The sequence below is a fragment of the Streptosporangium sp. NPDC006013 genome, from assembly GCF_040614275.1.
Classification (GTDB): domain Bacteria; phylum Actinomycetota; class Actinomycetes; order Streptosporangiales; family Streptosporangiaceae; genus Streptosporangium.
On record NZ_JBEXUE010000331.1, the window covers coordinates 1 to 11,341 of the forward strand.

Consider the following 11,341-nt stretch of genomic DNA (forward strand, 5'->3'; position numbering starts at 1 on the left):
ACGGCACCGGGAGGCGTCGGTGCGTCTGGCGGAGGATCGCGGCGTTCCGGTCACGCAGATCGCCGCCGAGGGGGAGCACCCGCTGGAGCGGCTCGGCTCAGCTCCCGGTGCGCCGGCCGTGGGAGGCCGCCTCGTACCGGTCGATCGCCAGGCCCAGCCGGGCCAGTTTCTCGGTGTAGGCGACCGGGTAGACGCCGGGCTCGGTGGGCGGCCGGTTGGCGTCGACGTACTGGGTGCCGAGGTTGGTGAACGCGACGACGACGTAGTGGCGCCCCTGCTTGCCCGGCAGGGACCTGACGATACCCGCGTCGGCCCCCGAATTGCCGACCCACCCGGTCTTGTGCGCGAACGTGACCTGCGCCTGCCGGTTGCAGGGCCGTACGTCCTGGCCGAACCTGTTACCCGCGACCGTCACCGAGCCGTCGGCGGCCACCCATCGCGACGACACCCGGTGCGGAATGCCCGGAGCCGGGTACGTGCTGCCGCACCGGTTCGGGGTGGAGAGCATGTCGTTGAACCCCTGTTCACCGAGCAGTCTGCTGAACACCTGGCGGGAGGTGGGGCTCAATACCTCGCCGGTGACCGGCCTGCCGTCGGGGGCGGTCCACGCCCTTCCTCGTACGCCGTTGACCAGCGCGAGCAGCTTGGCCGTGTCCAGCGAGCTCATCGTGACCGGGTTGGACCAGCGACCGCCGTTGGCCGGGTTGGTGTTCTTCAGTTGCATGGTCTCCAGGCCCAGATCCTGGAAGGTCTGGTTGAGCTCGTCCACCGCGCCGCGATCGTGCAGCAGCTTCACCAGTGCGCAGGACGCGCTGTTGGACGAGGAGGTGATCGAGGCGTCCAGGTAGGCGCCGACGGTGTCGCTGGTCGGGTCACCGCACAGCGGGCTGATCGCCGTGGGCCGGTAGTCATAGGTGTCCTCAAGCCTGATCTCCCCCTTGTCCACCAGCCGCAGCACCCCGAAGCCGACCATCAGCTTCAGGACGGAGGCCGGATAGGGGAGCATGAAGTCGATGGGCGCGTTCTCCCGGCCCGGCACCACGTCGATGGTTCCCCTGCCCTGGTCGGCGTACCATCCGCCGTCGTCCCACTGTCGCCAGCGCACCTGGGTCGTGTGGAAGTTCCGGTCCACCGGCACGATGATCCCACGCGGATACTGCGGGCTCATCAGCACCGTGCCCGACGACACCGGCCGGCCCTGCCGGTCCAGCTCCAGTACTGTCACGTCGAGCTGCGGCTGCTGGACGATCGGCTCGGGGGCGGCGGCCTGCGCGAACAACCGGGCATAGTCGGTGGCCGTCTTCGCCTCCTTCTCGACCACGTCGGCAAGCACCCGGGCCTGCGCGGATCCCGGTGGGGCCAGGTCGAGGACCTCCTCGAAGCGCAGTTCGGTCATGACGTTCCGCAGAAAGCCGGCCACCCCACCGGCCTCGGCGGCCTCGGCGGTCTGGACGGGCCGGGCGGCCTGGGCGGGCGTCACCGCGGTACCCAGCAGCATCGAGACGGTAGCCAGCGAGACCGCGGCACGTCGCCCCATTCCGGTTCGGAAAAATAACATGGTCCATGATCATAATCGGTTAATGATCTATATTTCAGGTATTTTTCACCTTCCGTCGCCTTGCGCTAGGCCGCACGCGTCATTTGCCACCGAGGGCGGATCCCGCTCACCCCAACCCTGACCTGTGTTCCCGTGATTCGCCGGACGGGCTCAGGTTTTCGGCCTGGCGTTCGCAGCCCTTCGTTGAGAAACCGGGCATAAAACCAGTTGATCCAGGCTTGTGACTCCTCGGTACCCTTGAGAAACAAGCCCCCGTGAGAAGGAAGTCGCCGCCATGCCCGGTCCGCTCCAGATCAGCGGTTCGGTCTCGGTCCCCGAGGCCGAGCTCAGCTGGCGGTTCTCCCGTTCCTCAGGCCCCGGCGGTCAGGGGGTCAACACCACCGACAGCCGGGTCGAGCTCAGCTTCGACCTGGCCGCCACCGGTGCGTTCGGAGACGTCCTCAAGGCCCGTGCCCTCGAACGCCTCGCCTCCCGCCTGGTGAACGGCGTGATCACCATCGCCGCCTCGGAGTTCCGCTCCCAGCTGCGCAACCGTGAGGCCGCCGAGATGCGCCTGGCCCAACTGCTCCGCGAGGCGATCGCCCCGCCCCCCAAGAAGCGCCGCCCGACCAAACCGAGCAGGGGCGCGATCGAACGACGGATCACCGCCAAGAAGCAACGCTCCGACCTCAAACGCCTGCGCAGGGACCACCACTGACCGAGTAGGCACGCTGAAGCGGTCCGGTTCGATGGAGGCAGGACTTACCACGGCTTCCATCGAGTTCGGCGCGGTCACACCGTGGCTGCCGTTACGAGCAGCGCCCCGCTCACTTCTCCAAGCCCGGCGCGTTGTCTCATCTCCGTGACCGGCTCGTATGGCTGATCGCCGCGAGCATCGGGCCGGGCCTCCAGGTACACAGCCACTCGAGCACCGGCATCGGCAGGGTTTCCGGAGCTTCGAGCAAGGTGCGACGAAGGTCCGCGACAACGGGTAGTTCACTTGGCCGGGCGTCCATCGCCCGCTGGCACCGCTCGCCGTCCCGCCACGCCTCATGGCTACTGTCCTCGATCATCGCGCAGACCGTGGCCACGATCGCAGGCCACGCCGGCATGCCCTTATGGTGAGTGCCGGAGAACAGCGCCTTGACGATTAGGTACGCGAGCAGGGCCCTGCGGCCGAAGCTCTCCTCCAACCCCATGAGCACATTGGTGCGCCCCTTGACGTGCTTGCTGAAGGCACCGAGATACCCGTAGCCCATCTCTTGAAGCGTACGGCCGCCTCCCGCCCAGGGGCGGTGGCGGTCCAGCACATGGCCTTCGAACTCCAGGAGTGCGAACCGGTCACCGGATCTCAGTGCCGCCACGGCCTGGCGGTGCAGGGCGGTGCTCTCGGCGAACATCTCCGGGTCATCCGGCCCCTTCCCGCGCATCCCTCCACCGGCATGCATGTCCTCCAGCGGAGAATTCCGCCACACATCGAGCACCAGACCCACAGCCGCCGCCGAGATGATCGATTCCCGGCCAGGGCCTATACCCTCGCGCTCCCACTTCGGCCACCTCTCCGAAAGATGTGCGACCATCGCGGCCAAATCATCCGGTCCGGCCGCCCGGCTATTGGATTCCTGCTCTTGTCCAGTCATACTTTCCTCTCACCACGAAGGGCTGCACCTAGAATCGCCCACTATGAGAGATACCAATATCATCTGTCCATCGGGAAACATGTGCCGATTTCCATGAAAACCCTTTTATCAATAAAAGCTAGGTGTAAAGGCATGGCTACGGTTTCAGGGAGTGTTTGGGCCACCAGACGCGCAGGTGCTCGGCCAGCGCGGTGATGCGCCGCAACGGCCCCAGGTCCAGCGGTGGCAGCGGACGGAGACTGGTAAGCGCATCGGCGGCCTCGCGGATGGCCGTCCGCAGCGGGGAGTCCTCGATGACCTGGTCGTGTAGAACTTCGTCGTCACGTTCGGCGACGACGCGATGGTGGTTGCGATCCAGCTGCCATCCGTCAGCCGTGGTGACCGGGTCGAGGTGAACACTGATGCGGATACGTCCGACGTGGACGGTGAGGTACCGGTGCCGGTCGTCAGCGAGACGGACTCCACGCCGCCACCCGCCCGTCACACCATCGGGGGTACGGCCCAGAACGACTGCGGAGCCGGTGATGCTGGAATGCAGCTCCACAGGAACCAAGGCGTCGCCGACGCGGAGCGTGGTGTGCTCGGTAAGGGTCGACACGAATAGCCTGGGATCGTAGATAGCGCGCAGCGTCGCCTGCCGTGGATCCGTGGCCAGATAGGCAGCTAAGTCGTCAGCGGGCAAAAGGCGGCGAAGCACGGCGAGCATATGTAGCCACTCGTAACCGAGCACTCCGTAAGAGCGGTCAACGAACCGACCGTCGGCAATGTCGGCGCTTCGGTCCTTGGTAAAGGTGATCCCGATGTGGCGCAGCGAGGCGCCGGGCTCGTACGCCTTGATGAGGTCAGCGACGACACCGAGCGCGCGAGCATGCCGGTACTGGTCGATGACCATGACACGAGCGGTCGGGTGCTCGTCGAGCAGGCGGATGAGCGCGTCGATCTCATGGCCCTGACAGGCGGGTTTCTCCAGCAGGACCCGCGCGCCCGGATCGTGAGTAAGGATCGAGCGCAGCACCGGCAGGTGGTCTGCGGTGGGGCAGCACACCGACCACAGATCGACGTCGGCTGCGACCGGCCGCGGGAGTTCGTCGACGCCGTGGCAGAAGGTGCGGCACCCCTTCGGCAGGTCCTGGTGTTTAGGGTCCAGAATCATCAGTTGGGCGCCGGCGTCGGTGAGGAACTGGGCGTGCAGGCGTCCGGCGGCGCCGTAGCCGATCACACACGCCGTCATTCCCGCCAGTGGCTCGGATCCGATCGGGGCGAGCTGGGCGGGTGCGCCGATGGTCAGGTAGGTGTCGTAGTAGGCGTCATACAGCCCCGAGGAGGTGATGATGTCGTCAACGAGGTCGGTGTGCACTCCGGCCGGGATGGTGCCGACGCGGGCGCAGAGGGCTTTCGCGGCGAGGAGTGTCCCTGCCCGGTAGGCGTCGTAGCCCTGGTTGGGGATGGCATCGGCTTCGAACAGGTTGAGAGAGCGGCCGTCGCCGAGGACCGTCGCCTGGGCGCCGCCCCGCAACCGGTAGCGTCGGCCAATCCCAGGAATCTCCGTCGCCGACTCGGCGAGGGCGGGGTCAGTCGCTAGGACCGCAAAGTCCTTTGTGGCGTAAGGGGCGAGAACCACACCATCGGGCAGGGCACCCACCGCTTCCGCTGTTAGCGCGTCTTCGCCGGTTGTGCCGATCAGCAGGAAAGGCCGCACCGCGTGCAATGCGTCCACGGCGGTGCGGTAAGTGGGGTGACCGGCCTCGGCGGCGGCGATGAGGGCGAGCGGGTCGGGATCGACGATGTGAACCTGGCAGCCTTGGGCCCGCAGTGCAGCCGCCAGCCGGGAGCCGAGGGTGCCATAACCGAGGACGAGGACCGTACGACCGATGACTTTAATCGCGGGCAGCAGTGCTCGCAGCCGCCGCAGGCACGAGTCAGCGATCTCCGGGTAGCCGAGGTTCGTCTTCAGCGCTGAGCGGGCCAGGTTGAGAACCGGGATGCCGAGCGGCCCGGCCGCGGTGATGCGCTTGAGTCCGGAAACGGTCAGCTCCAGCGCCGCGTCCACTCGGTGGGGTGAGTCGGCGCGGCCGTACCCGTGAGCGAGCAGGCCGCCATCGTCGATGACGAGCACCTTCCGACTGACAGCGTGGGCGGCATCGATGAACGCGTCCACGTCGGCGAAAGCTTGGGCGAGGTCGTCGGCATGGCTGTTGGGCGCGTTGATCGCGGTGTTGTCAAGCAGACCGCTGCGGCATCCCTGGGCCAGGAGCGTGGCGTGGACGCGGTCGCGGTTGTAGGTGCGGTCGCCTTTGGCCAGCGCATAGATCCACTCGGGAGGCACGCCGGCTTGTTGGACCGCCAGGAGGAAGGCGAGGGTGTTCTCCACGAAATGATCGCGGAAGATCACGGCCCAGCCACCGAGGTGCGGGGCAGGGGTGGCGTAGCGGGCGAGCAGCGGCATGCTCGCGATGATCTGTTCCAGCTCGGCCGGGTCGTAACAACGTAGCCGGGCCCGCAGCCACACCCGTAGATCTGCGGCGGCCTCCTGCCCGCCTGGGTGCACGTCGAGAAGGATCTCGACCGACTCCTGAGCGGGCAGGACGTGGCTGAGCGTGTTGGGCCGGTCCGGGATGTAGGGGTGCCAGCGCATGGCGACGTGGGGGGTGTCGTCAGTGCCGGCCAGGAGCATGCTGTCCGGACCTGTCTGATGAACGCGCAGGCCATGGCGTTCGGCGAGCCCAGCCGCGCCGAGGAGTAAGGCTTCGGGCGGGATCGGCCCACGGAGGATGTCCCAGGTCGCTCGGGTAGCGGGCGTGGGCACGGTGTCCATGGTCACAGGGATCTCCCTTGGTGTCGTGGGAATTCAGATTCGCGTCGCCAATGTGGGTGGCGAGTATCGATCAGGTGCCAGCCAGTTCGGTCAGGAGCGCGTCTATCGCGGCTAGCTCGGACAGCAGGGTGTTCGCCGCCTGGTGGCGCAGCAGCCAGAAGTCATCCAGATCGTCCTGGAACAGGCCGGGCTTGAGGTAGTGCTGTTTGACCCCGTACAGGCTTTTCAGCAACTGCAGCAGTGCGACCCGGCCGCAGGCGCGCACGTCCACACCCGGCACGCCCCGGTGTGCCTGCCGGTAGGCACTTACGAAGGTCGCGGCGGCGTCCAGCCAGTTGTCTTCCCCAGTGACGATGTTGGGATAGAAGGCCATGCGGCCCAGGTCGTAGGCGAGTAGGAACGGGTCGGGCGGCCGGAAGTCCAGCACCGCCGACAGCGTCTCCCCGGTGAACAGGAGGTTTACCGGGGAGTAGTCACCGTGCAGGACCTGCACGGTCAGCTCCCCGGGAAGGTCGGCAAAGAGTTCCGGAATGCGAGCGAGCATGTCGCGGCGTTCCAGGAGGGTGCGTTGTGCCTCGGCGTCGAACGCGTTCGCGATCCCGGCGCGGACACGGTCGGCGATAATGTCGAGAAGCTGGTCGATTGTCGCCGTGAGGTCGTCGATATCCATGCCGCGCCAATGTTCCACGGCGGGCGAAGCCGGGACGGGATAGTCGGCGAACAGGGCATGGATACGGCCCAGGGCGGTGCCGGCGGCGGCGAGCTGGGCGGACGACAGGCGCGTGACGACTTGGCCAGATGCCCATTCCCACACCGACACCGACAGCGGTCTGCTGCTGTCGATGACGTCGCCTGCCTGGTTGAGCAACACCTGCGCGCCGGGGATACCCGCTTCCAACGCCCGGGCCGACAGCGCGATGGCTTCTCGCTCGGCGAACAGATCGGTGCCGCCGGGGTAGTTCTTAACGAACACCTCTTGGTCGTCGTCGCACACGACACGAAAATTGATGGTGCCCTGTCCGATGGGCAGCTGCGTGATGGTGCGCGCTGTCAGCCCGTAGGCACCGGCTAGGGCGGCGGCGACGTGGTCGCCCCGCTCGGACTCCGGGTTACCGTTCATGGAATTGAGCACGATGAGGTCTCCTTATGGGGTGGCGGGACAAGCGGCCGCGAAATACGGTGACGTGGATCGGGGAGATTAGTCACGGTGTCCGAGTCCGGCCCGCTGAAGGGGTCGTTCGGGCCGATGAGTTGCTCGAAAATCCGCTGATAGGTCGCGGTAATGAGCCGCCACCCGGCGGTGCCGTCACCTGGTGAACGCCGCGCACGGGGCCCGGCTTGGCGACCTGCGTTCTCGGCGGCGGCCAGGACTCGGCCAGGACCTTCACCCGGCGGGTAGAGCCACGCTGGGGAGTTCGCCGTCATCTCGGCGATGGCGGGCAGGTCCGGGGCGAGGACAGGGGTGCAGAACGCCAGTGCGGTGCTCACCGAGCCGGGGTACAGGACGCGGGTGAAGACCTCCCATGATCCATCGACCCGGTAGGGGCACAGCGCGGCATCGGCAGCTTGATACAGACGATGCACATGCTCAGGCGGTATCTGCTCCGGATGAACGTGGACGCGGCCTCCGCTCGTGACCGCTACGGCTGCGAGGTCAGCGGCCAGGGCGTCGTCGCGACACGGCCCGGCGATGAGCAGGTGCGCCCTCCGAGTATGCGCGGTGAACGCCTTCATGGCAGCGGGCAGCCCCTTATAGGCGACCAGGTTTCCCACGACCAGCACCGAGAATGGGGCGTCGCGTAGCCGGTGGACCAGGGCACGTACCGGATCCGATGCCGGGGGGACCTTCTTAGGGACGCTCAGCCCGGCCCACCCGGCAACGACGATCGGCGCCTTGGTGAGCCGGGCCAGGTGCAGCGCGTCAGAGCAGGTGTGGGTGAGCACCGCGTCCGCGATGCCAAGGACACCGAGCGCGGCGCACCAGTCGGCCTCCCGGGGCGCCCCACCGTCGATGGGCAGCAGGTTGTGGACCGTCCACACGATGCGCCACCCGCCGTCACGCAGTGCCTGCAATTGCTCCAGCAGAACCTTGGCCGCAGTGAGAGTCCGCTGCCCGTCTGGATCCCGGTACAGGCGCTTGAGCCGGTGCAGGTTGATCACTCCGGGCTGAGCAGGGTGTTCGGGCAGGGCGTCGAGGGTGGAGACGAACCCGAGTGGGAGGCCAGGCGGGGCGTTCCGGTGTAACTCGGCGAAGTACGGGCTCGGCCAGGCCGGGTAGTCGGTGACTGCCACCCACCCTCCAATCGGTGAGCTGCTCACTGTGGCTCCAGGGCTGCGGTCAGCCGCGCCCACCAGGCGATGGCAGCCCGGTAGCGGGTCAGGCATTCGGCTGGGCTCCGGTCTGGGCCGGTCCACTCCACGGCGACCTCCAAACACTGCCCGGACCGAATGCGGTCGGCGGCCATGGCCGCGATGACGGCGTGCCCTGGCGCGTCCAGTCCGGTTCCCGGATCGGACAGATGTAGTACCTCTGCGTGATCGAGGACCGGCCCCAGCCATGCGGGGAACCGGGTGTCAGCGGGGAGCGCGGCGGCGAGCTGCGCGGTGTCGGCCAGCAGCCTCACTGAAGGGCAGGATTCCACCAGGTCGATCAGTGGCCGGAACGCGTCCGGGGCCAACCATCCGGGATGGTGCGGCTCCACCAGCAGCCGTATCGGGCTGTAGGCCAGGACTGACAGGTCCGCTCCTCCCGCCAGTACGGGTGCGGTCAGTGGGGTGCGGGCCGGTAGCCGCACCCAGCCCGCGCCGAGCATGATCGCTGATTCGGTGAGCTCGGTCAGGTCGCGAGTTGCCCGGGTGCGGGCGGAAACGTCACCGGTGAGCAGATCAGCCAGGTCGACATCGACGGTGACCCCGGTGATCGGCACCGTTGCCTCGGCGGCCTTTCGCCACCGCCGTATCATCGCCGTCTGCTGGGCGGCCAGGTCGATGCCACGGGTGCCGCCGCGCAGGTGCAGGAACGGGATCTTGGTGCGGACCGCCCAGGTCAGCAGATTGGGGACGTTCAGGCCGCGAACCGAGATGCTGTACAGCCCGATCGGCGTGGCGTTCATGACCGCTCCCACGAGAAGATCACAACGGGTTCGGCGGGGCGCTCGGTGCCGTCGAGAGTGGCGTACACGGCGGGTGCGGCCTCGCCGGGCACGATCCGGCACCAGCCGTCGACCAGGTGCGGGTCCAGATGCCACATCAGCCAGGCCGCCGCCGTGGTGTACGCGTCCCGGTAACAGGCAAGGCCCCCGGTGAGCTCGTGCATGCCGACGACCGTCCACCCGGCCCGGTGCAGGTCGAGCGTCGGCAACTGCGACATCGGGTCAGGGGTGCCGAGCAGGCCCAGGATGCCGCCCTTCGCAAGCAGGCCCACAGCGCGGTGCGGTATCCCGGCAGCATCCACGACCATGCCTGCGCTGTGCTGCTCGACGGCGGCGACGCACTCCACCCTGGGCACGCGGCCGATCGGGGCGTCTGGCCGGGAGGTCAGCACCCGAATCCGAGTGGCACCCCGACGACACAACTCCAGGGCGCAGCCGAGCGCGACCGGCCCGGAGCCGACCAGCACGACGTCGTCCAGGTCGGTCCGGTCGGGTAGCCGGTCCAGACCGAGCACCGCCAGTTGCTGGAACCTCGCCAGCGCGGCAGCCTGTGGGCGAGTGCCGGGCGGCGCCGTGAGCACACCGTCGGCGGAGGTGTCGAACGCGGCGCCATGCGGCACGGCCGCCAGCACCCACCCGCTCGACAGGTCACCGCCGAACGTCATGTATCCGGCGTCGCGGGAGCCGACGGGCCAGCAGGTGGCACGGAGGTGACGGCGTTCGGTGCCTGGACTGAGCACGCTGAACCGAGCCGGGATCATCCCATCCGGAACGGCGGCGGCAGGCAGCAGGTGAGCTCGACCGTCGGTGAGGCGGATCCGAGGACTCGCGCACCGGCACCGTGCGGGGTGGGTGAGATCAGTGGGCATGGAGACTCTCCAGGTAAGCGGGCAACTCGCTCAGGTGAGCGATCACACCAATGCGTGGGTCCAGGCCAGATGGGCGCCCATCCGGACTGATCAGGGCCGCGCGCATCCCATGGGCGAGCGGGCCGATGGCGTCCTTGGCCGGGGTGTCGCCGACGAACAGAATCTCCTGCGGCGGGCAACCGGCAGCCTCAATCACGGCGGCGTAGAACCACGGGTGCGGCTTGCGGACACCGAGTGTGCTCGACAGCACCAGCACCTCGAAGCAGTCTTCGATGCGGGCTCGTCGCAGAGTGGCGCGGCGCACGCTCTCAGGACGCTGGGTGTCGCAGGCCAGCAAGCACACCAGGCCCGCCTCGTACAGGTTTCGTAGCGTGTGAGCGGCCATCGGATCGATGTCGGCGTCCGGGAGGGTGGTAAACACCGACTGCGCGAGAGCCACCGGGTCGTCCAGCCGTACCCCGCTCTCCAACGCGGCCAGATGCAGCAGCTCGGCGAACGACGTCTGCTCGTGGCGCGGCTGGTCAGCGATGCGCGCCCGGCGTACCACTTCCTCAAAGGCAGTGGCGAACCCGTCGGGGATCACTGGACCGCTCAGCTCGCGCAGGATCCAGGCCACGGTCGCGGCGTCCGGGCTGGGTCCTGGACAGGCGACGGTACCGCCGAAGTCCACTGCCAGCGCGGTCACTTTCACCGGCTTCGTCTTCCTCATGCTGACCACCGATCCTCGAACAGTTGTTCGATGCGAGAGGCGATGTCGTGCGGGGTGCCGCGCACGGCGTAGAAGCCGACCGAGCTGGTCAAGGCGTGCACGTACCGGATCCGCTGCCGCTGGGCGTACTCGTCCTCCAGCACTCGCAGCGGCTCCTCTCCAGCGTCGAGGAGCCGGTCGAGCAGGTGCCCGCTGGTACGCAGCCACGCCGTGGCCGCCGTATGCCGGTCCACTCTTTCCAGCACGCCACCTGCCGCGAAAGGATCTGCGTTCATGGATACGAGCACCGCAGCCCTGACCGGTACTCGCCCCGGTCCAGCGGTCACCGTGTCGCTTCGACGCAGGTCGACGATGTCTGGACCAACCTCGGGCAGGTCCAGATCAGGAAACCAGCGACGCACCGCGCCCCGTCGTCCGAGGATGGCGCTGGTGCCGCCCCGCACGGCGGGCCCGCTGTCGGCGGTGACGTCGACCAGGGTCACGTCACCAGCCAGCCACCGCCAGCCGCGAGCCGCGAGCGCCAGTCCTGCCAAGGTCTTGCCCGCGCCGTGGCCGCCGAGCAACAGCACCGCCCCCTGACCGGACCTGGCCGCCGCACAGGTCGGGCAGGCGTTCTCCT

10 protein-coding genes are annotated in these 11,341 nt (G+C 67.9%); 1 reads left to right on the forward strand and 9 read right to left on the reverse strand.

Annotation, left to right across the window (positions count from 1 at the left end; translation table 11 throughout):
- Positions 1-97: 97 nt before the first annotated feature.
- On the reverse strand, positions 98-1,558 hold the full coding sequence (locus ABZ260_RS35860) for a serine hydrolase (RefSeq protein WP_355626501.1): 1,461 nt from the start codon (positions 1,556-1,558) through the stop codon (positions 98-100).
- 274 nt (positions 1,559-1,832) lie between these two features.
- Between ABZ260_RS35860 and arfB the strand changes: the two genes are divergently transcribed.
- Positions 1,833-2,255, forward strand: coding sequence for an alternative ribosome rescue aminoacyl-tRNA hydrolase ArfB (arfB, locus tag ABZ260_RS35865; RefSeq protein ID WP_355626503.1), 423 nt, complete (start codon positions 1,833-1,835; stop codon positions 2,253-2,255).
- A gap of 136 nt (positions 2,256-2,391) precedes the next feature.
- Here arfB and ABZ260_RS35870 read toward each other — a convergent pair whose 3' ends face one another.
- The 8 genes from ABZ260_RS35870 to ABZ260_RS35905 form a co-directional block, all read right to left on the reverse strand.
- On the reverse strand, positions 2,392-2,985 hold the full coding sequence (locus ABZ260_RS35870; RefSeq protein WP_355626504.1) for a hypothetical protein: 594 nt from the start codon (positions 2,983-2,985) through the stop codon (positions 2,392-2,394).
- A 328-nt stretch (positions 2,986-3,313) separates the two neighbouring features.
- Positions 3,314-5,623 carry a Gfo/Idh/MocA family oxidoreductase gene (locus tag ABZ260_RS35875; protein ID WP_355626506.1) on the reverse strand — a complete coding sequence of 770 codons (2,310 nt, stop codon included), beginning with the start codon at positions 5,621-5,623 and terminating at the stop codon, positions 3,314-3,316.
- A gap of 439 nt (positions 5,624-6,062) precedes the next feature.
- On the reverse strand, positions 6,063-7,124 hold the full coding sequence (locus tag ABZ260_RS35880) for a phosphotransferase (protein WP_355626508.1): 1,062 nt from the start codon (positions 7,122-7,124) through the stop codon (positions 6,063-6,065).
- Positions 7,109-8,284: a glycosyltransferase gene (locus tag ABZ260_RS35885; protein ID WP_355626510.1), complete on the reverse strand. Its 1,176-nt coding sequence runs from the start codon at positions 8,282-8,284 to the stop codon at positions 7,109-7,111. The genes ABZ260_RS35880 and ABZ260_RS35885 overlap by 16 nt, the downstream gene beginning before the upstream one ends.
- 23 nt (positions 8,285-8,307) lie before the next feature.
- A complete protein-coding gene (locus ABZ260_RS35890) occupies positions 8,308-9,105 on the reverse strand; it encodes a hypothetical protein (protein WP_355626512.1) in 798 nt (265 codons plus the stop codon).
- Complete coding sequence (locus tag ABZ260_RS35895) at positions 9,102-10,013, reverse strand: hypothetical protein (protein ID WP_355626513.1); 912 nt, start codon at positions 10,011-10,013, stop codon at positions 9,102-9,104. Before ABZ260_RS35895 ends, ABZ260_RS35890 begins: the two co-directional genes overlap by 4 nt.
- Positions 10,003-10,722, reverse strand: coding sequence for an HAD family hydrolase (locus ABZ260_RS35900; protein ID WP_355626515.1), 720 nt, complete (start codon positions 10,720-10,722; stop codon positions 10,003-10,005). The genes ABZ260_RS35895 and ABZ260_RS35900 overlap by 11 nt, the downstream gene beginning before the upstream one ends.
- Positions 10,719-11,341: hypothetical protein (locus tag ABZ260_RS35905; RefSeq protein ID WP_355626517.1), on the reverse strand; the 623-nt coding region annotated here is incomplete at its 5' end. The genes ABZ260_RS35905 and ABZ260_RS35900, both read right to left, overlap by 4 nt.